This is a genomic window from Ruegeria sp. AJ12 (genome assembly GCF_056536245.1).
The window spans coordinates 1,253,429-1,277,203 of record NZ_JBQFJJ010000001.1; the positions used below are offsets into that span (position 1 = coordinate 1,253,429).

General features: G+C 60.4%; 21 protein-coding genes. 16 read left to right on the forward strand and 5 right to left on the reverse strand.

Annotation, left to right across the window (positions count from 1 at the left end; translation table 11 throughout):
- Position 1: 1 nt before the first annotated feature.
- From ACR3E0_RS06345 to ACR3E0_RS06355, 3 genes are all read left to right on the forward strand, one after another.
- Entirely contained in the window at positions 2 to 811 is an 810-nt protein-coding gene (locus ACR3E0_RS06345) for a thioesterase family protein (RefSeq protein ID WP_480477245.1), read from the forward strand.
- Positions 812 to 884: 73 nt separating this feature from the next.
- The gene (locus ACR3E0_RS06350; protein WP_480477247.1) at positions 885 to 1,532 is read left to right on the forward strand and encodes a DUF1007 family protein; all 648 of its coding nucleotides are present in this window, start codon (positions 885 to 887) and stop codon (positions 1,530 to 1,532) included.
- On the forward strand, positions 1,517 to 2,431 hold the full coding sequence (locus ACR3E0_RS06355; protein ID WP_480477249.1) for a nickel/cobalt transporter: 915 nt from the start codon (positions 1,517 to 1,519) through the stop codon (positions 2,429 to 2,431). Before ACR3E0_RS06350 ends, ACR3E0_RS06355 begins: the two co-directional genes overlap by 16 nt.
- Before the next feature lies 1 nt (position 2,432).
- On the opposite strand, the gene truA is transcribed toward ACR3E0_RS06355, so the two are convergent.
- Entirely contained in the window at positions 2,433 to 3,200 is a 768-nt protein-coding gene (gene truA / locus ACR3E0_RS06360) for a tRNA pseudouridine(38-40) synthase TruA (RefSeq protein WP_480477251.1), read from the reverse strand.
- A 113-nt stretch (positions 3,201 to 3,313) separates the two neighbouring features.
- Between truA and ACR3E0_RS06365 the strand changes: the two genes are divergently transcribed.
- From ACR3E0_RS06365 to ACR3E0_RS06410, 10 genes are all read left to right on the forward strand, one after another.
- Positions 3,314 to 4,729 carry a YcjX family GTP-binding protein gene (locus ACR3E0_RS06365; protein ID WP_480477253.1) on the forward strand — a complete coding sequence of 472 codons (1,416 nt, stop codon included), beginning with the start codon at positions 3,314 to 3,316 and terminating at the stop codon, positions 4,727 to 4,729.
- A complete protein-coding gene (locus tag ACR3E0_RS06370) occupies positions 4,726 to 5,181 on the forward strand; it encodes an N-acetyltransferase family protein (protein ID WP_480477255.1) in 456 nt (151 codons plus the stop codon). The genes ACR3E0_RS06365 and ACR3E0_RS06370 overlap by 4 nt, the downstream gene beginning before the upstream one ends.
- Positions 5,174 to 6,163, forward strand: coding sequence for a YcjF family protein (locus ACR3E0_RS06375; RefSeq protein ID WP_480477257.1), 990 nt, complete (start codon positions 5,174 to 5,176; stop codon positions 6,161 to 6,163). Before ACR3E0_RS06370 ends, ACR3E0_RS06375 begins: the two co-directional genes overlap by 8 nt.
- 59 nt (positions 6,164 to 6,222) lie before the next feature.
- Positions 6,223 to 6,933, forward strand: coding sequence for a VIT1/CCC1 transporter family protein (locus tag ACR3E0_RS06380; RefSeq protein ID WP_480477259.1), 711 nt, complete (start codon positions 6,223 to 6,225; stop codon positions 6,931 to 6,933).
- A gap of 85 nt (positions 6,934 to 7,018) precedes the next feature.
- A complete protein-coding gene (locus ACR3E0_RS06385) occupies positions 7,019 to 8,335 on the forward strand; it encodes an SDR family oxidoreductase (protein ID WP_480477261.1) in 1,317 nt (438 codons plus the stop codon).
- Positions 8,335 to 8,814 (forward strand): DUF2269 family protein, encoded by a 480-nt coding sequence (locus ACR3E0_RS06390; RefSeq protein ID WP_480477263.1) that lies wholly within the window; start codon positions 8,335 to 8,337, stop codon positions 8,812 to 8,814. The genes ACR3E0_RS06385 and ACR3E0_RS06390 overlap by 1 nt, the downstream gene beginning before the upstream one ends.
- Before the next feature lie 102 nt (positions 8,815 to 8,916).
- Positions 8,917 to 11,634 (forward strand): DUF2339 domain-containing protein, encoded by a 2,718-nt coding sequence (locus ACR3E0_RS06395; RefSeq protein ID WP_480477265.1) that lies wholly within the window; start codon positions 8,917 to 8,919, stop codon positions 11,632 to 11,634.
- Positions 11,635 to 11,798: 164 nt separating this feature from the next.
- Entirely contained in the window at positions 11,799 to 14,759 is a 2,961-nt protein-coding gene (gene ileS, locus ACR3E0_RS06400) for an isoleucine--tRNA ligase (protein WP_480477267.1), read from the forward strand.
- Positions 14,760 to 14,912: 153 nt separating this feature from the next.
- Positions 14,913 to 15,368, forward strand: a complete 456-nt coding sequence (locus tag ACR3E0_RS06405; RefSeq protein ID WP_480477269.1) for a methylated-DNA--[protein]-cysteine S-methyltransferase — start codon at positions 14,913 to 14,915, stop codon at positions 15,366 to 15,368.
- A 76-nt stretch (positions 15,369 to 15,444) separates the two neighbouring features.
- A complete protein-coding gene (locus tag ACR3E0_RS06410; RefSeq protein WP_480477271.1) occupies positions 15,445 to 15,912 on the forward strand; it encodes a hypothetical protein in 468 nt (155 codons plus the stop codon).
- Between the two features lie 20 nt (positions 15,913 to 15,932).
- On the opposite strand, the gene ACR3E0_RS06415 is transcribed toward ACR3E0_RS06410, so the two are convergent.
- The 4 genes from ACR3E0_RS06415 to fsa form a co-directional block, all read right to left on the reverse strand.
- A complete protein-coding gene (locus tag ACR3E0_RS06415; protein WP_480477273.1) occupies positions 15,933 to 16,628 on the reverse strand; it encodes a CDP-alcohol phosphatidyltransferase family protein in 696 nt (231 codons plus the stop codon).
- 88 nt (positions 16,629 to 16,716) lie between these two features.
- The gene (locus ACR3E0_RS06420; protein ID WP_480477275.1) at positions 16,717 to 17,637 is read right to left on the reverse strand and encodes a tyrosine recombinase XerC; all 921 of its coding nucleotides are present in this window, start codon (positions 17,635 to 17,637) and stop codon (positions 16,717 to 16,719) included.
- Positions 17,634 to 18,341 (reverse strand): DUF484 family protein, encoded by a 708-nt coding sequence (locus ACR3E0_RS06425; RefSeq protein ID WP_480477277.1) that lies wholly within the window; start codon positions 18,339 to 18,341, stop codon positions 17,634 to 17,636. Before ACR3E0_RS06425 ends, ACR3E0_RS06420 begins: the two co-directional genes overlap by 4 nt.
- Positions 18,342 to 18,536: 195 nt before the next feature.
- Positions 18,537 to 19,190: a fructose-6-phosphate aldolase gene (gene fsa / locus ACR3E0_RS06430; protein ID WP_480477279.1), complete on the reverse strand. Its 654-nt coding sequence runs from the start codon at positions 19,188 to 19,190 to the stop codon at positions 18,537 to 18,539.
- Between the two features lie 88 nt (positions 19,191 to 19,278).
- On the opposite strand from fsa, the gene ACR3E0_RS06435 reads away from it, so the two are divergent.
- The 3 genes from ACR3E0_RS06435 to ACR3E0_RS06445 all read left to right on the forward strand — a co-directional run bounded on the left by ACR3E0_RS06435 (position 19,279) and on the right by ACR3E0_RS06445 (position 23,729).
- Positions 19,279 to 21,474 carry a primosomal protein N' gene (locus ACR3E0_RS06435; protein ID WP_480477281.1) on the forward strand — a complete coding sequence of 732 codons (2,196 nt, stop codon included), beginning with the start codon at positions 19,279 to 19,281 and terminating at the stop codon, positions 21,472 to 21,474.
- 78 nt (positions 21,475 to 21,552) lie between these two features.
- Positions 21,553 to 22,785, forward strand: a complete 1,233-nt coding sequence (locus ACR3E0_RS06440) for an MFS transporter (protein WP_480477283.1) — start codon at positions 21,553 to 21,555, stop codon at positions 22,783 to 22,785.
- Positions 22,786 to 22,850: 65 nt separating this feature from the next.
- Positions 22,851 to 23,729: a 50S ribosomal protein L11 methyltransferase gene (locus ACR3E0_RS06445; RefSeq protein WP_480477285.1), complete on the forward strand. Its 879-nt coding sequence runs from the start codon at positions 22,851 to 22,853 to the stop codon at positions 23,727 to 23,729.
- Positions 23,730 to 23,775: the final 46 nt, after the last annotated feature.

Below are 23,775 nucleotides of genomic sequence, written 5' to 3' on the forward strand. Positions count from 1 at the left end.
CGTGGGTGACACGCAACCAGCACAACAGGCGCAGGCATATTTTCACATTGGCGCCGACGGCTCATTTGTCGGCAATGACCCTGTGCGCGGGCCATGGTCCGCCGACCACTGCCACGCCGGACCCGTGACCGGCCTGATCGCGCGCGCTGCCGAAACCGAAGTGGGGCAGGACAAGATGCTGACGCGGCTGACGGTCGACCTGTTGCGCCCATTGCCTTTGGCGGGTCTTCGGGTCGCCGCCGAAACAACGCGCCACACCAGAACGCTGGCGACGACGCGGGTCACCGTGCATGATCTGGAAGATACACTCTGTGCGACCGCAACCACCATGCATCTGGTGCGCAAGGATCTGGGCCACGTTCCGAATGCCGCAACCAAGCCCATCAGTTTCGACGAAACCGTGGGTGGGCCTTTCCCGATCCGTCAGATGCGGCACGATCTTCCGGGGTTCGCGCATTTTGTGGACGTGGTCTATCCGAAAAACGGGAATCAGGGTCCCGGGCCCAAGACCATCTGGATGCGGACACCACAGTTGCTGGATGGCGAGACCGCCTCGCCCGTTCAATCGCTTTGCCCGCTGGCCGATTGCGGAAACGGTATATCGTGGAATGTTCCGCCGACCGAAATGGGGTTCATGAATACCGATCTGACAGTGCATATTCACCGTGAGCCGGTGTCCGACTGGCTTGCGTCGGACTCGATTTCGCACTGGCAGCCGACGGGAATAGGGATGTCCCAATCCGTGCTTTACGACACTCAAGGGCCGGTTGGCACGGCGCTGCAGACATTGGTTTTGTTCCCGCCCCAGTGATGCGGCTGGCCGATTTTTGCACGCGTCCGTAAAACGCGTTGCCGCCGAATGCCCCAACCCCTATCTTCAGCGCATGCGCTGGCTTGCCACAATCATAACCTGCTGTTTGCCGCTTCCTGCGATAGCCCATCCGCATGTGTTCATCGACACCGGACTGGAGTTCATAGTGGATGATGCCGGCCAGTTGACCCATGTGCGTGTGACCTGGGCCTATGATGAGCTGTACTCTCTGATTGTGCTGGAAGATATGAAGCTGGACCCGGATTTCGATGGCGTTCTGACGGAAAGTGAACAGGCGTTTCTGGCCGGTTTCGATGCGCAATGGGTCGAGGGGTACAACGGTGATCTGGTTGTGCGGGCCAATGGAGCGATGGTGCCGCTCTCAGGCCCGATGGACGCACAGGCAACCACCGAAGACGGCCGCATCGTGACCTCACATCTACGCGCCGTTGAAGATGGCAGTGTTCCGGCCAGCGGGTTGTCGGCTAAAGCATTCGACGAAACCTATTACACGGCCTATGAGGTTACCCGGCCCGTCACGGTGGCTGGACCGGCCTTGTGCGAGATCGCACGCATCGACCCGGATATCGACGGGCAATTGGCGCAGATGCAGGCCTTCTTGCTGACTTTGGATGCAAATTACGACCTCGAAGAGAATGACATCCCTCTGGTCGGGGAAAGCTTTGCAACCGAGATTCTGCTTTCATGTCCAAATTCCTGATTATTCCTGTCGCCGTGGCGGGTGGTCTGTTGCTGTGGTTTTGGGGCAGTGGCGGGTTCGACCATCTGGCGGCCTGGGCCGCAGGCGAACAGAGAGAGTTTCAGAACCAGATCGCCCGCGCCCTGCGCGCGGCACGCGCCCAACAGCCAGAGGCTGTCGCAACTCTGCTGACCGTGTGTTTCGCCTATGGGTTCTTCCATGCCATCGGCCCGGGTCACGGCAAAGTCCTGATCGGTGGCTATGGTCTGGGGCGCCGGGTTGCCTTTCTGCGTTTGTCTGCCATCAGCGTGCTGTCCAGCCTTGGTCAGGCGGTGACCGCGATCGTCCTCGTTTACGCAGGCGTATTCCTGTTTCAAATGTCCCGGGAAAGCCTTGTGGGAATGACCGAGCAGGTCATGGCCCCCATCAGCTACGGGGCAATTGCGGTGATCGGCCTGTGGCTGGTGTTCCGGGCCATGCGCAGTTTCGCGAGGCGAAAACGCAAGGAGGCCCAACCTACGCATCACGGCGATCACCAACACGATCACGGGGCATGTTCCGATTGCGGGCATCGCCACGGACCCAGCGCCGAGGAAGCAGCGCAGGTGGGGAGCCTGCGTGAAGCCCTGGTTCTGATCGCGGGGATCGCTGCACGACCCTGTACCGGTGCCTTGTTTGTTCTGATCCTGACATGGCAGATGGGCATAGCGGCGGTTGGCATTGCGGGCGCTTTTGCGATGGCATTGGGGACTGCGACCGTCACGACTCTGGTGGGCTGGACATCATTTGGGTTGCGTGGAGGGCTGCTGGCCTCGGCATCCGCCACCCGTTTTGCAGCGGTTCTGGCCCCGACCATCGAGTTGGTGGCCGGATTATTGATCGCCGTGGTTGCGGGCGGTTTGCTGCTGCGCGCAATCTAGATCATTGGAAGACAGGCTCTGGGTATCCCACCCGCGCCAGATAGAGACCTTGCGGAGGACAGACTGGTCCGCACGCAGCCCTGTCAGTGGCTTCCAGCGCGTCCCGTACATCTTCCGGCGACCACGCGCCCGCGCCAACCCGTTCCAATGTGCCGACGAAACTGCGCACCTGATTGTGCAAAAACGACCGGGCCCGCACATGGAAGTGGATTTCCGGGCCAGAGAACCCGTCCACAGGCTCCAGCCGCAGCTCGTCCAGTGTTTTGACCGGGCTCGCAGCCTGACAGATGGATGAGCGGAAGGTCGTGAAATCATGTCGCCCGATCAGCAAGTCAGCCGCAGCCTGCATCGCGTCGACATCCAGTTTGTGGTTGATCCGCCAGACCTGACCTCGGTCGTGGGTCGCCGGTGCTCGGCGCATCAGAATGCGGAACAGATACTGCCGCTCGGTCGCCGAGAACCTTGCATGCCAGTCGTAGTCAACCTGTGCTGACGCAACGATGGCCACGGGTTGCGGCTTGAGGTGATGGTTCAGCGCCTCGGACAGGCGAAACGGGTCCCAGTCCTTGATCAGATCACAATGCGCAACTTGCCCGAGCGCATGAACCCCGGCATCGGTGCGACCGGCTGCTGCTATCGTGTGTTCGCCCGGTTGGATCCGCGACAACGCGGTTTCAATCGCGCCCTGTACGGACGGCAAATCCCTTTGCCGCTGCCATCCTGCAAACGGTTCCCCATGGTATTCGATTTTCAGCGCATATCTGGGCATATCGCGCTGTATCGTGCCATGCGGGCCCGGGCAAGTGCAGGTCTGGCAAAAGCTCTGGCAAGTCTCGCAACCTCTACCTATCTTGGGGCAAACAAAAAAAGCGAGGCGACGGCTTGGTCATCTCATCATTGGCAGACAGTCTGGTGCGCGGTGTCGAATCCGTTGGCGACCGCGTATCCGAGACGTTTTTTGAGCCGGTGATCCGATTGGGCGTCACAGGACTCGCACGATCCGGCAAGACCGTGTTCATCACGTCGCTGGTGGCAAACCTGCTGGACCGCGGGCGCATGACCGGGCTTGTTGCGCAGCAGGAGGGGCGGATCACCGCGGCTTATCTTCAGCCGCAGCCAGATGATACCGTTCCACGGTTTGCCTATGAATCCCACCTGTCGGACCTGACGGGACCAGAACCGCACTGGCCGGACAGTACCCGGGCGGTTTCTGAACTGCGCCTGTCGTTCAAAGCGCGTCCGGCCGGATTGCTTGCGGGGCTGCAAGGCCCTCGCAAAATTCACCTGGATATCGTCGACTACCCCGGTGAATGGCTGCTGGACTTGGCCTTGCTGGACAAGTCTTTTGACGCGTGGTCGCAGGACACGCTGACACGCATGGGCAGCCGTCCCATGGCGACGGAGTTCCTGTCGCAGGTGAAGGCAACAGATCCCGCCGGTCCGCATGATGAGACCGCATCCCAGGGGCTGGCGCGGGCGTTTACAACCTACCTCAATAGGGCCCGTGAGGCTGGATTCTATGATTGCACCCCGGGACGTTTTCTGCTGCCCGGCGATCTTGCCGGGTCGCCGGTTCTGACCTTTGCGCCGCTGCCGGTGTCAGGCGCGTCGCGCCGCCGCACGCTGCACCGCGAGATGGAGCGGCGCTATGAGGCATACAAGTCGCAGGTCGTAAAGCCGTTCTTTCGTGATCACTTTGCCCGGATCGATCGGCAGGTTGTGTTGGTCGATGCGCTGGGCGCGATCCACAAGGGACCGCAGGCGGTCGAGGATATGCGGCGGGCCATGGCAGACATCCTGTCGGCCTTTCGCCCCGGGCGCAACGCATGGCTCAGTCAGCTTTTACTGGGCAAACGGGTCGAACGCATTCTGTTCGCCGCCACCAAGGCCGATCACCTGCACCATCTACAACATCCCCGCCTGACGGCGATCATGGAAGCCCTGACGCGCGACGCCCGGGACCGGGCAAATTTCGCGGGCGCTGAAACGGCGGCGCTGGCGCTGGCATCGCTGCGCGCAACAACCGAAGAGATGCGCACCCATAATGGGGCTGACCTGCCATGTGTGCGGGGCACGTTGCTGGACGGGGGCAAACAGGCCGCGTTCTATGCGGGCGAGCTGCCGGACGACCCGGCGCACCTGCTGGGCCCGGCCCGTGACGGCGCCGCCAAATGGCTGGGTGAGGATTACGGGTTCATGTCCTTTGCGCCGGCGCATCTGACATTGCGCCCGGGGGATGGCCCGCCGCATATCCGGCTGGACCGCGCCGCCCAGTTTCTGGTTGGAGATCGGTTGTGACGGCTATCCTCCGCCCCGCTCGCAGTACCGATGCCGGCGCGGTCGGAGAGATTCTTCACGCCTTTTATCGTGAACGCGACTGGATGCCCGAGCTCTATTCTTGTGCCGAAACCATCGCTTTTTGCGGACGCATGATTGACTGGAACTGGGTTACTGTCGCGGAGACGGATCAGGGTGTTGCCGGGTTTTTGGCGCGCGATGGCGCGAACATCCATTCGCTCTATCTGACGGCCGCCGCGCGCGGGCAAGGGATTGGGCGTCAGCTGTTGGACGATGCCAAATCAATGCGATCGCATTTGTCTTTGTTCACATTCCAAGCGAACACAGCCGCGCGCCGGTTCTATGAGCGGAATGGTTTTTCCGAAGTCATGCGTAGCGATGGCTCCGAAAATGACGAAAACCTCCCGGACATAAAATACATGTGGCACAGCGAGGGCGCGAGTGATGGCTAAAGGCCCGGTACTGATCGATCTGGATACAGATGAAACGGCTGCGGATGTCGCGCAGGCGCCTCCGGTCCCCGACATCGCACAGCCGCAGGGGCAGGCGATGCAGGGGGCGGCAAGGCTGGCCACGCGCAGGCCTTCGCCCCTGTCCCGGTGGTTCTGGGGGTTGGCTCTGGCGCTTGTTGGTGCGGCGATCTCCGTTGCGGCCTGGGACTTTGCGCTCTCATTGATCGAGCGCGCACCGGTTCTGGGGTGGATTGTCACAGGGCTGATTGCTGCTTTTGTCCTGGTGGCGTTGATCATCGCCCTGCGAGAACTGGCGGCAATTGGTCGTCTGTCTCGCGTAGACGGGATGCGCCGGGCCGCGGATGCTGCGTTGGCAGAGGACGATCTCGCGCAGGCGCGCGCTGTGACTCACCGGCTTGTGGCGTTCTATAAGGGGCGTGACGAAACCCGCTGGGGCCGAGACCGGCTGGCCGAGCGGACGGCAGATCAATTCGATGCGTCCGGTCTTTTGACGTTGGCAGAAGATGAGCTGCTCGCGCCGCTGGACGCCGCTGCCAGCCGGGAGGTCGAAGCAGCAGCCCGGCAAGTCGCCACGGTGACCGCCTTGGTTCCACTGGCACTGGCGGATGTCGCGACGGCGCTGGCAGCGTCCCTGCGGATGATCCGGCGGGTCGCTGAAATCTATGGAGGGCGCGCCGGATTTCTGGGCGGCTGGCGCCTGACCCGTGCCGTTTTTGTGCACCTTGTTGCCACCGGAGCCGTGGCCGTGGGCGATGACCTGCTGGAGCCGGTCCTGGGCGGGTCGGTCCTCAGCAAGCTGTCCCGACGGTTCGGCGAGGGGCTGGTGAACGGCGCCCTGAGCGCTCGTGTGGGCGTGGCAGCAATGGAAGTGTGCCGACCTTTGCCATTTTCGGACAGGCACAGACCATCGACGCGCGGAATGATCAAACGCGCTCTGCGGGGTTTGTTTTCAAAAGGTTGATCTAGCGCAAGGCTTCTGCGCTATCCCTTCGGCACATTGGGTGTGACGGAGGCCCAGCCATGACCGATCACGGTCACAGCCAGCAGGAGATTGTCGACCGCATCAACGCCCCGCCCGGGCGCGGCGTGCTGCGGGATGTGGTCTATGGCGGTATCGACGGATCGGTGACAACTTTTGCCATCGTGGCGGGTGTGGCCGGAGCAGGATTGTCGCCCTTTGTTATCATTGTCTTGGGGCTGGCGAATGTTTTGGCCGACGGCTTTTCCATGGCGGCGGGCAACTATTCAGGCACCAAGGCCGAATTGGACAACATTCGCCGCATCCGGGCGATCGAAGAACGCCACATCAAACTCTACCCGGCCGGAGAGCGCGGCGAAGTGCGCGAAATTCTGTCTCAAAAGGGCCTGTCGGGGCCTGTCTTGGAGGAGGCGACCACGGCGATCACAGCCGACCGAGACAACTGGATCAATCTGATGATCGAAGGGGAATACGGGTTGGGCAGTGTCGATCCACACCCGATCAAGGCGGCGTTTGCGACCTTTATTGCATTCCTCGTTGCAGGACTAATCCCGCTTCTGCCGTTCCTGCTCTCGGTCGAGAATGCCTTTGCCGTGTCGGCTTGGATGACGATGGGTGTCTTCTTTGCCATCGGCGCCTTGAAAAGCCGCTGGTCGTTGGCCCAATGGTGGCGGTCTGGCGTCGAGACACTGTTGATCGGCGGCCTTGCGGCTTCGATCGCGTATCTGGTTGGATCTCTCTTTCACCTCTGACAGGAACTGTTGTCGCAAGCTGCATGTCGCATCTAGCGGGCACTACGTAATTCGCTACTGTGATCCAAAACGGATATGAATGACCATGCCGGATCGGGATCTGCAGGGAAAAAGCGTTTTTGTTCTGGGCGTTTATGGCTTCATTGGAGCGGCGGTTGCGCGTAGCCTGATTGCACGAGGGGCCAGTGTCACCGGTCTTGGCCGCAGCGCTTCAATGGGCACCCGCGTTCTGCCCGGTATCCCGATGCGACAAGGCGATATGCGCAACTTCCGACGGCCCAAGGACTGGGAAGCCGTTTTGCCGAACGTGGATGTCGTGGTGAATTGTGCAGGCGCTTTGCAGGACAGTCCGGCCGATGATCTTGACGCTGTGCATCATACAGCAATCGCCGCGTTGGGTGAGGCTTGCGCGCGGGCCGAAACGGCCATTGTCCAGATTTCCGCAATCGGGGCCGAGCCGGATGCAACCACGGTATTCATGCGCACTAAGGCGGCTGGGGATGCGTCCCTAAGAGTTTCAGGTGCGCCGCTTTGGATTCTCAAGCCGGGACTCGTGATCGGGCAGTCAGACTACGGCGGAACCGCGTTGCTGCGGATGTTGGCCGCTGTTCCGTTTGTTCAGCCTCTGGCATATCCCGACACGCAGGTTCAATGCGTTGGTCTGCCGGATCTGTGTGATGCCGTGGCTCTTGCGGTCGCCGGGAAGCTGCCTCAGGGGGCATATGATCTGGTCGAAGACAGCACGCATTCCCTGTCCCAAGTTCTGGCTGCAACACGCTTTTGGCTGGGGTTTCGACCTGCCCGGGTAAAGCTCACGATACCGCCGTTTCTGACCAAGGCGATTGCGGCTATCGCTGATCTGCTGGCCCATTTGGGGTGGCGTTCTCCGCTGCGCAGCACGGCGATGCAGGTGATGTCGCAAGGTGTGATCGGTGATCCCGAAGCGTATCGGGCCGCTTCGGGACAAGGATTGGAGCCATTGGCGCAGGTCTATGCGGCGTTGCCCTGTGCTCGCGAACACCGGCTGGCAGCGCGGATGACGTTACTGATGCCCATGGTCGTTGCGGTCCTGAGCTTGTTTTGGGTGCTTTCGGGCCTTTTCGGTCTTCTGCGGATGGACCGCGCTGCAGAGGTTCTGACGGTTGCAGGATGGTCTGCGCAATTGGCAATGCTTGGAGTCGTTTTCTGGTCACTGGTTGATATAGCATTGGGGTTGGCTGTTTTGTGGCGGCCCTGGGCCAGGCGGGCTTGCCTTGCTCAAATTGGCGTGGCGGTGTTCTACCTTGTTGCGGCCTCAATGACCGTCCCAGATCTCTGGGCCGACCCGTTGGGGCCGTTGGTGAAAATCCTTCCGGCCATGATGCTATCGCTCGTCGCCTTGCCAATGCTGGACAGCCGCTGATGGACCCCGATCTCATCCTGCGCTGGTTGCACGTCATCGGGGCGTGCGTTCTGCTTGGGACCGGGGCGGGGATCGCCTTTTTCATGTTGATGGCACACCGCAGCCGCGATCCACATATCATTGCACACACGGCTGGCATCGTGGTCTTGGCGGATTTGCTGTTCACGGCCACCGCGGTTGTTTTGCAACCCGTTACCGGCGTGCTGCTGGCCTGGCGGCTGGGCTGGCCGCTGACCGAGGGATGGATTGCGTTGTCTTTGGTTCTCTATGTCCTGACCGGGATGTTCTGGCTCCCGGTGGTGTGGGTTCAGATCAGGCTGCGCGACTACGCGCGCCTGGCTGCCCAGCAGAACGCTCCGTTGCCGACGGGCTATGAACGCCTGTTCCGATTTTGGTTTGCCTGCGGCTTTCCTGCCTTTTTAGCGGTGCTGGCGATCCTTTGGCTGATGCTGGCGCGTCCGGAGCTATCTGTGTTCTGACGGATACGGCCCGCAAAGTGCTGAAACCTTACGGGTTTCCTGACTGTTGTCCGCAGCTCTCCCACGCTAGCCTATGGGTCAGGCATCAAACGGAGGTCGCTTTTGGAATCTCTTCTTGTTCTCGTCGGCCTTATCATTCTGGCTATCCCGGTGACACTGATTGTGCTGTTGGTGGGCCACACGCGACTAAAGCGCCGTGTTGAGCAACTGGAAACGCAACTAGGCACTTTAGCCGGAAACGCTGGGGCAGAGGAAAGGGATTCGGTACAGGCCCAACAAACCCCTGTCGAGCCCGTGCAACAGGAAGAAACCCGCCCGGCACCCTGGTCCGCCGCGAAACCGGCCCGCACAGAAGCGCCGCAGAGCGAACCACCAAAAGAGGCTACGGAACCTGCCGCTGCGGTTGTCTTTCGTGGGGATCGGCTTACCGAACTCGGTACGTGGCTGCGGGAGAACTGGTTTTATGCGGTTTCCGCCCTGTCGCTGGCCCTGGCCGGCATCTTTTTGGTGCAATACGGCGTCGAGAACGGGTTCCTGCCACCCACCGCGCGTGTGTTGGCCGCATTGGCGTTCGGTTGCTTGCTGATTGGTGCGGGCGAAGTTGTCCGCCGCAAATTCGGGGATGACGAAACCTCCAGCACCGCCTATCTGCCTTCCGTATTCTCTGGCGCAGGGCTGGTCACTTTGTTCGGAGGGATTCTGGCCGCGCGCCAGCTCTACGATCTGATAGGAGCCGAAACAGCCCTGGCCGGTCTGGTCGCGGTTGCGCTGATTGGCCTTGTGCTGGGGTGGTTCCATGGGCCTTTGCTTGCCGCAGTCGGCCTGATCGGGGCCTTCGCCGCGCCCTTCGCTGTCGGAGGGGCGTCGGAGGATCCGACCTGGCTCTATGGGTATTTCTTTGTTTTGGCGGTTTTGGGATTGGGAATCGACACCGTGCGGCGCTGGGCCTGGGTCTCGGTTCTGACGCTGTTTGGGGCATACACGGCGAGTCTGCTGCTCGTATTGTCCTCCCCCCTGACCGAACCGGGCTACCTGACTTGCATTGCCGCATTGGCGCTGATCGCCATTGCGATCCCGGTTCGACGCATCTGGCCGGATCACTCCGGCCCAATGGTTGTCGAGATGATCCGGCGTTCCAAGGGCGCGCCATGGCCGGAGTTTCCCACGCGCCTGGCTGCAGGCGCGGTCACCGCCAGCACCATTATCCTGTCCCTGCACTGGGCTGACTCGGCGGGCGAGTTCTGGCTGGGCGTTTGCTTGCTGGGCGGCCTGACATTTGCCTTGATTCTATGGGCCAAAGAGGCGCGCGGGTTGCAGGATCTGACGGCGCTGCCGGCTTTGGGCCTGATCTGGTTCGTGCTGGCGCACGGGCTCGACTATGGCGCGGTTCAGCTAACCTTTGTCGCGACCTATGCCGAGACGAACGAGGCCGATTTTCCGTGGGTGATCACCATTCTCGTGTCCCTGTCCGCACTTTTGTCGATCCTCGCAGCGTGGCGGTCGTTTGGGGCCGAGCAATACGCGGTTGCGTGGGCCGCTGCCGCAGTTTTGTTTGCCCCCGTGATGGCAATCGCGTTGGAAGTCGGCTGGCACCCCGCTGAGGTGATTGGGGCATACCCATGGGCGTTGCACGCCATTGCACTGGGCACTCTTATGGTGGGCATGGCCGAAAGGTTTGCGCGGGTTGACGGGGACAATCGGATGCGTCCGGCACTGGCCACGTTATCCGCACTTTCATGCCTGAGCTTCGCCTGTGTCGTTGTCCTGAGTTCGGCCGCGCTGACGATTGCTCTGGTCGCGACAATTGTCGTTGCGGCCGCATTGGACCGCAAATTCACTTTGCCGCCGATGAGTTGGTTTATCTGGGCCGGCGTATTCACGGTAACAGTGCGGCTGGTTCTGAACCCCGGCCTCGACTGGGCCAATTCTGCGCCCGTCTCCGAGATGGCGCTGGTCTATGCGACGGCAACGGCCGGGTTCCTGGCTGCTTGGCTTCTCATCAAACCTCTGCCACGGCCCGTGGCGATTTTGCTGCTGGAAAGTGCGGCCTGGGCCACCGGCGGCATTCTGCTTTCCCTGTTGTTGTTGCGCTGGCTCGAGAGCTTAGGTGCGGGTGGGGCCGATGACAGCCATTGGGGCCTTGGTCTGCTGTCGGTGATCTGGCTATTGCTGGCCTATGCGCAGGTTCAGAGGTTCGAACTGGGCGGCAAACTGAATTACGCGCGGTATCTGCTCGTAGTGTTCTTTGCGGGTCATGGCCTGATGCGCCTTGGGCAGGCTCTGAGTGACGCAAACCCGCTGCTGAACCCCTTTGCCGACCCGGTTCTGGGACCACCGGTCCTGAACACGCTGGCAGTTGCGTATCTGCTGCCCGCTGTTGCAATCGGGTTTTCGGCCTGGCGCATTCCCGCGATGCCTGTGTGGTTGAGGCAAGCCAGCTATGGATTGGCCGGCGCATTGTCGGCGTTCTGGCTGGGGATGACGATCCGCCATGTCTGGCAGGGTGCGGGCGGTATGTACGAGGCCAACGGCGTCACCCAGCCCGAGCTGTATAGCTACACCATGACGCTTCTGGTGATCGGTGCGGTGCTGTTCTATCAGTCGCTCGCACGGCATTCCGATGCCATGAGAAAAGTGGGATTGGGTGTGATCGGACTGGCGGTTGCCAAGGTGTTTTTGATCGATATCGCCGGTTTGGGCGGTCTGATCCGCGTGTTTTCACTATTGGCTCTGGGGTTGTCGCTGGCCGGTCTGGCATGGCTCAATCGCTGGGCCAAACTGCGCCATGCGCCGCAAGGCTCGGACCCTCTGGACCATTAGGTGCAGGCGTCCTATAAGCGCGGCCATGTTTGACCGTCTGGCCATCATTATTCGAATTATATCCCCGGCGCTCTGATATCGCGAGACGCCGGGCAAAGGTGCTTGAGATATCGCACTGACCGCTTCGATCCAAATACAACAAGATCACCCTGAGGACGCCCCCAATGTGCGCCGACACGACCCAGACACCTGACTACAAAGACACGCTGAACCTGCCCAAAACCGATTTCCCCATGCGCGCGGGTTTGCCCAAGCGCGAGCCCGCATGGCTGGAGCGCTGGGAGAAAATCGGCGTCTATGACCGCCTGCGCAAGAAGGAGGGCCGCAAACCCTTCACCCTGCATGACGGCCCGCCCTACGCCAACGGCCACCTGCATATCGGTCACGCGCTGAACAAGACCATCAAGGACATGATCGTGCGGTCCCATCAGATGATGGGTTTCGACTCGCGCTACGTGCCCGGCTGGGATTGCCACGGCCTGCCCATCGAATGGAAGATCGAGGAACAGTACCGCAAGAAAGGCAAAAACAAGGACGAGGTGAACGTCGTCGATTTCCGTCAGGAATGCCGCAAGTTCGCTGACGGCTGGATCGACATCCAGCGCGAAGAGTTCAAGCGACTGGGGATCACCGGCAACTGGGCCGACCCCTATATCACCATGGACTATCACGCCGAGGCTGTGATCGCCGACGAGTTCATGAAGTTCCTGATGAACGGCACGCTCTATCAGGGCTCGAAGCCTGTGATGTGGTCGCCCATCGAAAAAACCGCGCTGGCCGAGGCCGAGGTCGAGTATCACGACAAGGAAAGCTTCACCATCTGGGTGAAGTTCAAGGTATTGCTGAATGAAACCACGCCGCCGGTTACCGGCGAGGTGGGTCAGGTGCAGCCGCTCAGCGATCTTGACGGGTCCTACGTCGTGATCTGGACCACGACACCCTGGACCATGCCGTCCAACAAGGCGGTGGTGTATGGTTCGGACATCTCTTACGGCCTTTACGAAGTCACCGGTTGCCCCGATGAATGCTGGGCGCAGATCGGGGATCGCTATTTGCTGGCCGATGACCGAGCAGCGGATGTGTTTGCACGGGCGCGTCTGGATGATTCCATGTATCGTCGCCTGCGTGATGTGACTCAGGACGAGCTGGCTCAGCTTCGGCTGGCCCACCCGCTGGCCGGTGCCGAAGGCGGCAATGGCGAATGGGACGATATCCGTGATTTCCGCGCCGCTGAGTTCGTGACCGACACCGAAGGAACCGGCTTCGTCCACTGTGCGCCCTCACACGGAATGGAAGAATTCGAACTCTATCGCGATCTGGGCATGCTGGAGCAGGTCATCACCTACAACGTGATGGATGACGGCTCGTTCCGCGCCGATCTGCCGTTCTTTGGGGGCACCTACATCCTGTCCCGCAAGGGCGGAGAAGGCGACGCCAACAAGGCGGTCATCGATAAGCTGGCCGAGGTCGGTGGGCTGCTGGCGCGTGGAAAGATCAAGCACAGCTATCCACATTCGTGGCGCTCGAAAGCGCCGATCATCTATCGCAACACACCGCAGTGGTTCGCATCCGTTGACCGCAAGCTGGACGACGGCATGGGCGAGATGGGCGACACCATCCGTGAGCGCGCCCTGCGCTCGATCGACGAACTGGTGAAGTGGACGCCGCAGACGGGCCGCAACCGCCTGTATTCCATGATCGAGGCGCGCCCGGACTGGGTTCTGTCGCGCCAGCGTGCCTGGGGTGTGCCGCTGACCTGTTTCACCAGGAAGGGTGCTCTGCCGACCGATCCGGACTTCCTGCTGCGGGATTCGGCGGTAAATGCCCGGGTCAGAGAGGCGTTTGAACAGGACGGGGCCGATTGCTGGTATGTGGAAGGGGCCAAAGAGCGGTTCCTGGGCAACGATTACAATCCGGATGACTGGGATCAGGTCTTTGATGTTCTCGATGTCTGGTTCGATTCAGGCTCCACCCATGCCTTCGTTCTGCGCGACCGAGAGGACGGCACCGAAGACGGCATCGCCGATGTCTACATGGAGGGCACCGACCAGCACCGTGGGTGGTTCCATTCGTCGATGTTGCAGGCCTGTGGCACCAAGGGGCGGGCACCGTATCGCAATGTCATCACTCACGGCATGACGCTGGACGAAAAGGGCATGAAAATGTCGAAGTCCATCGGCAATACCATCGTGCCCGAGGAAGTGATCAAGCAATACGGCGCGGATATCCTGCGTCTGTGGGTGGCACAGACCGACTACACGACCGACCAGCGCATCGGGCCGGAAATCCTGAAAGGCACAGCCGACAGCTATCGCCGGTTGCGCAACACCATGCGATTCATGCTGGGGTCACTGGCGGATTTCACCGAAGCGGACCGGATAGACCCGGCAGAGATGCCGCGTCTGGAACGTTGGGTCCTGAGCCGTTTGGCTGACCTGGATGAGCAGGTGCGGCAGGGGTATGCGGCGTTCGATTTCCAGGGTGTGTTCAGCGCGGTGTTCACCTTTGCCACCGTTGACCTGTCCTCTTTCTACTTCGACGTCCGAAAGGATGCTTTGTATTGCGACGGAGACAGCTTGCGTCGCCGTGCCGCCCGAACGGTACTGGATATTCTCTTCCACCGTCTGACCACCTGGCTGGCACCCGTCCTGGTCTTTACCATGGAAGAGGTCTGGCTTGAACGTTTCCCGGCGGATGACAGTTCGGTGCACCTCGTCGACTTCCCGAATACGCCGGCTCAATGGCGCGACACGGAGCTGGAAACAAACATGGCCAAAGTCCGCCGCGTGCGCCGCGCAGTAACGGCGGCGCTTGAGGTTCAACGGCAAGACAAGGTCATTGGTTCCAGTCTCGAAGCGGCGCCCATTGTGCATGTCGAGGATGCGGTAACCCGGGATCTGCTGGCGATCTTTGACGTGGACGACATGTGTATCACCTCGGGTCTCTCGATCACCGGCGATCCAATCCCGGCTGAAGCTTTCCGCGTGCCGGAAATCGAAGGCGTGGGCGTGGTGTTTGAAAAGGCCGAGGGCGCCAAGTGCCAACGCTGCTGGAAAATCCTGCCTGATGTTGGGCTGCACGCGCATCCCGGCGTGTGTGGTCGCTGCAACGACGCCTTGGGTTAAAGAAGGCTGCGCCCCTTCCAAGGCGAGGGGGCGCACCATGGGCTCAACAGCATTTTTGGTTGGAGGTCGCCCCGTTCCGCGTGGAAACTGTCAGATGCTGGTCTGCCCCATTACTGGCTTGCGGAGAGTGACCTGATCTGAAACCGTGTGATCATGCCCATGATCGCAGTCGATACGCAGTTCGGTCGGTTAGGCGTCGAGGAAACCGACGGCGCCATCACCCGCCTCGTGTGGAATGGCCAGAACGATGGCCACGTCACGCCGTTGCTTGCGGACGCATTAGCTCAACTAAAAGCGTATGACGCCGGGCGATTGGATCGGTTCGACCTGCCATATCGGATCGCAGGGTCTGAATTTCAGCGGCAGGTCTGCGATCTGATGTTTGCGATTCCGCTGGGTGAAACGCGGACATATGGAGAGATTGCCAAAGACCTGAACCAACCCGCGCAGCCGGTTGGACAGGCCTGCGGCGCCAATCCCATTCCGATCATCATTCCCTGCCACCGGGTGCTCGCCGCCAATGGTCTGGGTGGTTTTTCAGGAGACGGTGGTATTGAAACCAAGGTGGCCCTGCTGCGGCACGAAGGCGCGGCCAGCCTGCTGATCTGACTGGTCGAAATCAGTTGCAATCCCGCGATGCCGGGACCAACTTATATCAGATGCTGAATTTGAAGGACCCCGCTGAATGACAGCTGCAACAGATCGTGTAACCCGCAAGAAAACAATCATTGACCGGCTGATGTCTCTTGAGGCGCAGGAACTGGCGACTGCCCAGGCGCATTACGACGCGTTTCTGAAGGACGCGCAGTTGGATGACCGGGAAGGCCACGACAAAGACGATATCGCCGCTTCGCGCGAAAATGCCGATCTTGCGGCGGCTTTTGATGCGCCGGTTCACGCACACCACGCCAAGATTGATGTGATCGAAAACACCGATTTCGGTTTGACCGATACTGTGAAACCGGGCGCGGTCATCAAATTCAACAACCGGCGTTTTGTGGTTTGCGTGTCCACCACACGGTTTGATGTGGATGGAAAGACCTATATGGGAATTTCAACACAAAGCCCGATCTATCTGGCCATGGCAGGCCTGCAGGAAGGCGACGTGTTTACCCATAACGGAACCGAATTCGAGGTACAGGAAGTTTTATAGCGTGCCTTTGCGCGTCGCTCCTAGCCACCTCGCTGTGGGATCAGTTGCTGCACGATGCCAGCGGATACCAGATACAGGCTGGTGATCACCAACCCCCAGTGCGCCCAGCTTTCGGGGTGGAAATCCACCCAGGCCGCCCAACCCGCAAAGAACGTCCAGGCAAACGCCATCGGCAAAGTCAGGCTGCGCCACCGTTCCGTCCGGACCGGGTGAACGAATTTGAGCGGCAGGAACATGGCGATCGCCAGCAGCGTGACGAGAACAAGGCTGAACCAGAAATTCGGCTCCAACGCAAAGATCACGATGACCACCATGTTCCAGCATCCCGGGAAACCCGAAAAAGAATTGTCCTTTGTTTTCATCCGGGTGTCCGCGAAGTACATCGCACTGGCGAAGGTGATGACGATGATCGCAAACCACCCGGTCCACCCGTCCATCAGGCCGGACTTGAACAACGCGTAAGCCGGAATGAACACGTATGTCAGGTAGTCGATGATCAGATCCAGAAGAACGCCATCGAACTCTGGCGCGTTCTTTTTGACATGATAATGCCGGGCCATAGGACCGTCGATGCCGTCTACGATGAAGGACACGACAAGCCAGAGATACATCAGGCTCCATTCTTCTTCGACAGCAGCCAGCATTGCCAACATTGCAAAAACGGCACCGGTTGCAGTGAACAGATGAACGGCAAGGGCTTTGAATCTCAGTGTCATTCACGTGTCATGTACGAAGCGCAAACCAGATGCAAAGCAAAAAGCCGGACCGCATGGTATCGGGCTGGCTGTGTTGTCCATAAAGGCCTCAGGCCTTCGGGTGGGCGCGATTGTAGACTTCCATCAGCCGTGCCGTGTCCACTGCGGTATAGGCCTGTGTCGTGGACAGTGATGCGTGACCCAGCAGTTCCTGAATGGCGCGCAAGTCCCCCCCTGCAGAGAGGAGATGTGTCGCAAAGCTGTGGCGCATCGCATGCGGCGTAGCCGTCGACGGCAGCCCGAGTTGCATCCGTGCCTTGGCCATGACACCCTGAATGGCACGCGGGTTCAGTGGACCACCCCGAACGCCCCGGAACAAAGCTGCATCTGTGGACTGTGGGTGAGGACACAAGTTGAGATAACGATCGACCGCGTCGCGGGCCGCAGGAATGACGGGCACGACCCGTTCCTTGTCTCCTTTGCCCAGAATGCGCAGGGTCGGCGGCAATGGCGCATCTGCGCCGGTCAGGGACAAGGCCTCGGAAATCCGCAGCCCACAGCCATACAGGAGGGTCACAACAGCAGCGTCGCGGGCGGCAATCCAATCCGACGTCGATTGCATCTCGACCGTCTCGATCATGGCGCGCGCGGCGTCTTTGGCCAGCGGGCGCGGAAGCTTTTGCGTGAATTTGGGCGCGCGTGTTGACAAAACGGCGGTGGGCTCAAATCCTTCGCGCTCTGCCAGCCAGCGGTAAAAGCTCTTGACGGCCGAAAGCTTTCGGGCCAGCGATCGCGCGCCGACGCCCGAGGCGCGCTGATCCGCCATCCAGGCGCGCATATCCGAGATCGAGATGCGTTGGAGCGCCGCCAATCCCTGACGCTCACTGTGATGCAATGTCATAAACGACAGAAACTCAGTGACGTCTCCGCAATAGGCTGATTGCGTGTTCTCGGACCGGCCAGCCAATGCCCGCAAACTGTTGAGCCATTGCTGCAACGCATCGCGGCAGGCCGGGGAGATCAGGCTCACGACAACCAGTGGCGCATCGAGCGTTCGAACACGCCTGCGAAAAAGGTCAGAAGATCCGTGCCCAACTGAGGGGTGAAGTGCCGTGGGTCTGTGGCGCCCATGACGATCATTCCGGGCAACCGTCCTGGACCCAGATCCAGCTTGAGACACGCCTCGGAGCGCAATTGATCGGCCTGCGCCCCAAACACCCGGCGGCTCGGTTGATGGACCTCGCGCAGCGTAACCTCACGCGCCGGACCGCTGCGGTCATAGGTCAGGTACTGATCGACAAAACCGGGTTCCGTCACGGTTAGCACCCCGCCAAGCCGGTCGATAGCCGGGTCGTTCTGGACCACAGTGGTTTCCAAAACCAATGTGATCCGATCCACCCGCAGAATATCGGCCACGTCGCTGCCCAGCGCGCGCAGGAAGTCTTCGAACTCAACCGGTTCCAGAAGGCGCAGTATGGCCCGGTGGACCTGATTGGTCCCCGCCAGATTCTCGTATGCTGCGGCAATGACGGAGCGGTGGGTGTCTTCCAGCCGGTCCAAACGCGCCTCGAGCCGTTGCATCGCAATGCCGCGCAGGTCGATAACGTTGTCTCCGCGTGCCTGTTCATTCGCCGCGACAAGGGCCTGCATGAGGTCTTTGTCATCCAGAATGGCGTCCGGCTCAGCCAGAATCGCGGCACGGAGGTTGTCCTGTAGTTTCGGGTTGCTGCTCATGTCCTGTCCGGTCTTTTTTTGTTGAGCGGCTTATAACATGGGTTGCCCGAAATGCCGTAGGAAAAATGCACGTATGAGTGGATTTGTATCCGGTGTGTGACCGGGGCTCCCGCCTGCAATTCCCTGATCACAGATCAGGGAATTGCCGTTGGGCCGGGCACGGCGCCGCTCGGCGCTGTGCGGTTGGGCAAAAGATCAGAGGATTTTCTGGCCCGTTTTGGCCCAGTCTGCCAGAAACGCGTCCAGACCCTTGTCCGTCAGCGGGTGATCGGCCAGCTTTTTGATCACGCCGGGAGGCGCAGTAATAACATCTGCGCCGATGCGCGCACTGTCGGTCACATGGTTTACCGTGCGGATAGAAGCCGCCAGAATTTCCGTTTCAAATCCGTAGTTGTCATAGATCTGCCGGATGTCCGCGATCAACTCCATGCCATCCATGTTGATGTCATCCAGGCGTCCGATGAACGGCGAAATGAAGGTTGCGCCCGCCTTAGCCGCCAGCAGTGCCTGGTTGGCCGAAAAGCACAGGGTCACGTTGACCATCTGGCCTTCGTCGGTCAACGCCTTGCAGGTTTTCAGGCCGGCCCAAGTCAGCGGAACCTTGACGGCGATGTTCGGCGCGATTTTGGCCAGCTTGCGCCCTTCGGCGATCATGTCATCGGCCTCGGTTGCAACAACTTCGGCGGATACCGGGCCATCGACCAGATCGCAGATTTCCTTGGTCACTTCCAGAATGTCGCGGCCGGATTTCAGGATCAGTGAGGGGTTGGTGGTCACGCCGTCCACCATGCCCAAGTCATTCAGTTCGGCAATGGCGTCGATCTCGGCGGTGTCTACGAAGAATTTCATGAGCGCAGTCCTTTGATGGGTTGGCCTTGGTCGCGGATGGCTTTACCTCAAAGAGACCCATGCTGGAACCCCTTGCGAAGGATATACCGTGAGCGCTAACGGATTTTTCGACGAAGGAGAGTTGGTTGCGGTTCTGACCACGCAGCCTCTGGACCGGACGTTGGACTACAAGGCGCCCGAAGGGGGGTGCTTTCTGGGCGCGTTTGTCGAAGTGCCGCTGGGGCCGCGCAAGGTACTGGGCGTGGTTTGGGGGCCGGGGCAGGGCGGGTTCGATCTGGCCAAGGCGCGGTCGGTGATCCGGGTGCTGGACGTTGCGCCCATGCGCCTGGAGATGCGGCATTTTCTGGGAAAGGTTGCGGATTATACGCTGACGCCGATGCCTGCAATGTTGCGTCTGGCGACACGTGCGCCGGGGTTGGGTGATCCGCCATCCATGCGAAAAGTCTATCGGTTGGGTGACGGTGAACCCGATCGCATGACCGATGCGCGGACCCGGGTGCTGGAGGTTTTGCGGGACTATGGCGGGTTGGCATTCACGCTGAAGGAACTGGCTGAACAGGCGGGTGTGACGTCTTCGGTCGTCAAAGGTTTGGTCAAACAAGGCGCTGTGCGGGAAGAGGATAGTCCGCGTGATCTGCCGTATCCGCATCTTGATCCGGATTTGCCGGGCAAGGACTTGACGGATGATCAGGCAGCAGCAGTGGTGCGGCTGCAGGCCGGGCAACGCTCGGACGCGTATGGTACGACCTTGCTGAAAGGCGTCACCGGCTCGGGCAAGACCGAAGTGTATTTGGAGGCTGTGGCAGAAGCGCTGCGTATGGGGCGTCAGGCGCTGGTTCTGTTGCCGGAAATTGCCCTGACGGCAGAGTTTCTGACCCGTGTTGAGCAGCGGTTTGGCGCGCGGCCTGCCGAATGGCACTCGGGTGCGACGATGACCGAGCGTCGGCGTGTCTGGCGCATGGTGGGGCAGGGCGATGTGCAACTGGTGGTTGGCGCCCGGTCGGCGCTGTATCTGCCGTTTCGCAATCTCGGCCTGATCGTGGTCGATGAAGAGCACGACACCTCGTACAAACAGGAAGATGGTGTGCACTACAGCGCGCGGGACATGGCGGTATTGCGTGCAGCGATTTGCGGGGCCCGCGTGATCCTGGCCAGCGCAACGCCGTCGCTGGAAAGCTGGGCAAATGCCGAGGCCGGAAAATACAACCGGCTGGACCTGACGACGCGGTTCGGGGCGGCGGTTCTGCCTGATATGAAATCCATTGATATGCGCGCCGAACAGATGCAGACGGGGACATGGATTTCGCCCACATTGCGTCAGGCGGTGCGGCAGCGGATCGAAAAAGGTGAGCAGTCCCTGCTGTTTATCAACCGTCGCGGTTATGCGCCGGTGACCCTTTGCCGGGCCTGCGGTGAACAGATCGGGTGCGATCATTGCGATGCGCGCATGGTTGAACACAGGTTCCTGAAACGGTTGGTGTGCCACCAATGCGGCGAAACCAAGCCCATGCCCGAGTCCTGTCCGTCCTGTGGTGTCGAGGGCATGCTGGCGCCTGTCGGACCGGGGATCGAGCGGCTGGCCGAAGAGGCTGAGGCGACCTTCCCCGACGCGAAAATCGTTATGCTCAGTTCTGATCTGTTTGGATCGGCACGGGCGTTGAAAGCCAAGATTGAAGAGATCGCCCAAGGGGACGCTGACATCATCATTGGCACACAACTGGTGGCCAAGGGGCACAACTTTCCCAAGCTGACTTTAGTGGGTGTCATAGATGCCGACCTGAGCCTGCACGGAGCAGATCTGCGCGCCGCGGAACGGACATTTCAGTTGATGCGCCAAGTGGCGGGGCGCGCGGGACGTGCGGACAAACCGGGGCAGGCATTGTTGCAGACCTATCAACCGGAACATCCGGTGATCCGGGCGATTTTGTCTGGTGATGAGGAAGGGTTTTGGCGGGCCGAAGCGGCTGGACGTCAGGCGGCAGGCGTTCCGCCCTACGGGCGAATGGCAGGAATTGTTTTGTCCGGCCCCGAGGTTGGCCCGGTATTCGACCTTGGTAACGCGATGGCGCGCAATGACGCCCCGCTGAGGGACATCGGGGCGCAGGTCTTTGGACCCGCCCCGGCCCCGATTGCACGCATTCGCGGACGGCACCGGGTGCGTCTGTTGGTCAAAGCCCCCAAGGCCGCGCCAATTCAGGACGCAATTGCGCGCTGGATCGCCCCGTTGCGCCTGAAGGGGGGCTTGCGCCTGACCGTGGACATCGATCCACAGAGTTTTTACTGATCTCTGCATCAGTGCAGAGGCGTTGTGCACCCGGTCTTTTCCCTCGCCAAACAGATGCAATGGGCGTAGAGGACTCTCATGCTGAAACCCATGCCCCTGTCAGAGGCGCAGAGCCTTCCGTTCTGGCGTCGTCCGGTGACGCTCCTGTTCGTGATGGCGTTGACCATGCCGATTGCGTTCAACGGGTGGAGCGCGCTGCTGAACAATTTCGTCATCGAGGTGGCAAATTTTGACGGGGCAGATATCGGCCTGCTGCACACCGTGCGCGAGATTCCGGGGTTTCTGGCGGTCGGCGTAATTGCAGTGATCCTGTTCGTGCGCGAACAGGTGCTGGCCATGATATCGCTGATGATGCTGGGCGTGGCCACGGCGGTTACCGCTTGGTTTCCAAGCCTCGGTGGTCTGCTGTTTGTGACGCTGTTCAGCTCGATTGGCTTTCACTACTACGAAACCGTGAACCAGTCATTGCAGTTGCAATGGTTGCCCAAGGACCGCGCACCGCAGGTGCTGGGATGGCTGGTCGCGATGGGATCGGCCTCGACTGCGGTTGTTTATGGCCTCATTGTTCTAACCTGGGACCGGTTCGATCTGTCCTACAACACGGTTTTCATGGCGGCTGGTGGCGTCACAGCGCTGCTCGCCCTGTTTTGCCTGTTCGCCTATCCGCAGTTCGATGCGCCAACACCGCAGACCAAGAAACTGGTGCTGCGCCGCCGGTACTGGCTGTACTACGCCTTGCAGTTCATGGCCGGTGCCCGGCGGCAGATATTCGTGGTCTTTGCCGGTTTCATGATGGTCCAGAAATTCGGGTTCGAGGTGCACGAACTGACCAGCCTCTACCTGATAAACCTGGTGATCAACATGGCGGCGGCGCCGATGCTGGGCAAAGCGGTGGCCGTTTTTGGTGAACGCCGCACACTGATCTTTGAATATGCGGGACTGGCCATCGTGTTCGCAGCCTATGGCGGCATCTACTGGTTTGGCTGGGGGGTGCTGCTGGCCGCAATCCTGTACGTGATTGATCACGTCTTGTTTGCGCTGGCGCTGGCTTTGAAGACGTATTTTCAGAAAATCGCAGACCCTGCAGATATCGCGCCCACGGCTGCCGTGGCATTCACGATCAATCACATCGCGGCTGTCTTCCTGCCCGCGCTACTGGGCTTGCTCTGGGTGGTTTCTCCCGGTGCGGTTTTTGGGCTTGCCGCCGGTATGGCGATGGTGTCGCTCGGCTTGTCACTGCTGATCCCGCGCCATCCTGAACCGGGCAATGAAACGATCCTGTCGAAATACGCGCCTGCGCCTGCTGAATGAGCGTTGGTGCTTGACCTTACCGGCCCATCCCCCTAGGCGCTCAGGCAATTCAGACGGGAGGCAACATGCCCACATTCACAGCGCTGACGACGCTAACCGGAAAGACCGCAGCCGAAGGTTTGGGGGAAGCGATGGAGCGTCTTGACCCCGAACCCACAGGCGTTGGCGTGTTCGAGGTCGAGGATGGCTCGGGCCTGTGGGAAGTCGGCGGCTATTTCACCGAAGCACCGGATGACACCGCGCTGGCGGTTCTGGCAGTCGCATTTGAGGCCAGGCCCTTTGTGGTTTCGGAACTGCCCGAAACCGACTGGGTTGCCCATGTCCGCAGGGAACTGGCCCCGGTCGAGGCGGGCCGGTTCTTTGTTTACGGAGCCCATGATGCGGACAAGGTGCCGGCAGACAGCGTCCCGCTATTGATCGAGGCGGCGATGGCTTTTGGAACTGGCCACCACGGGACAACGCTCGGATGCCTCAAGGCCCTGGATCGTCTGCTGGACAACGGGTTCACCGCAACCAGGGTGGCAGATATCGGTTGCGGTACCGCCGTTCTGGCCATGGCAGCGGCCCGTGTTTGGGGTGGTGACGTTCTGGCGAGCGATATTGATCAGGTGGCCGTCGATGTGGCCGAAGCCAATCTTAAAGCCAATGACATGTCCGGTGCCGTTAGGTGCGTAGAAGCGGCGGGTTTCGATCACCCCGAGCTGCGATCCCACGCGCCTTATGACCTGATTTTTGCCAATATTCTCAAAGGCCCTCTGATTGCGTTGTCGCCTGAAATCGCCGCGAATCTGCGGGTTGGCGGCCATGCGATTCTGTCGGGAATCCTCAATGAACAGGCCGAAGATGTGGTGTCGGTTTATTCACAGAACGGGTTCAATGTGGTCCACAAAGGCCAGATTGGTGAATGGACGACGCTGATCTTAAGCAAACAGGGCTTAAATTAGACCATTTGCAGGAGTTTTGTGGATTTTTGCCACGGTTTTGTCGCAA

Bases quoted from the DNA above. Each gene is read 5' to 3' on its own strand.
- ACR3E0_RS06350 (WP_480477247.1), top strand. From the start codon at position 885: ATGCGCTGGCTTGCCACAATCATAACCTGCTGTTTGCCGCTTCCTGCG.
- ACR3E0_RS06410 (WP_480477271.1), top strand. From the start codon at position 15,445: ATGACAGCTGCAACAGATCGTGTAACCCGCAAGAAAACAATCATTGAC.
- ACR3E0_RS06390 (WP_480477263.1), top strand. From the start codon at position 8,335: ATGGACCCCGATCTCATCCTGCGCTGGTTGCACGTCATCGGGGCGTGC.
- ACR3E0_RS06375 (WP_480477257.1), top strand. From the start codon at position 5,174: ATGGCTAAAGGCCCGGTACTGATCGATCTGGATACAGATGAAACGGCT.
- ACR3E0_RS06355 (WP_480477249.1), top strand. From the start codon at position 1,517: ATGTCCAAATTCCTGATTATTCCTGTCGCCGTGGCGGGTGGTCTGTTG.
- ACR3E0_RS06385 (WP_480477261.1), top strand. From the start codon at position 7,019: ATGCCGGATCGGGATCTGCAGGGAAAAAGCGTTTTTGTTCTGGGCGTT.
- ACR3E0_RS06440 (WP_480477283.1), top strand. From the start codon at position 21,553: ATGCTGAAACCCATGCCCCTGTCAGAGGCGCAGAGCCTTCCGTTCTGG.
- ileS (WP_480477267.1), top strand. From the start codon at position 11,799: ATGTGCGCCGACACGACCCAGACACCTGACTACAAAGACACGCTGAAC.
- ACR3E0_RS06415 (WP_480477273.1), bottom strand. From the start codon at position 16,628: ATGACACTGAGATTCAAAGCCCTTGCCGTTCATCTGTTCACTGCAACC.
- ACR3E0_RS06380 (WP_480477259.1), top strand. From the start codon at position 6,223: ATGACCGATCACGGTCACAGCCAGCAGGAGATTGTCGACCGCATCAAC.
- ACR3E0_RS06445 (WP_480477285.1), top strand. From the start codon at position 22,851: ATGCCCACATTCACAGCGCTGACGACGCTAACCGGAAAGACCGCAGCC.
- ACR3E0_RS06405 (WP_480477269.1), top strand. From the start codon at position 14,913: ATGCCCATGATCGCAGTCGATACGCAGTTCGGTCGGTTAGGCGTCGAG.
- fsa (WP_480477279.1), bottom strand. From the start codon at position 19,190: ATGAAATTCTTCGTAGACACCGCCGAGATCGACGCCATTGCCGAACTG.
- truA (WP_480477251.1), bottom strand. From the start codon at position 3,200: ATGCCCAGATATGCGCTGAAAATCGAATACCATGGGGAACCGTTTGCA.
- ACR3E0_RS06425 (WP_480477277.1), bottom strand. From the start codon at position 18,341: ATGAGCAGCAACCCGAAACTACAGGACAACCTCCGTGCCGCGATTCTG.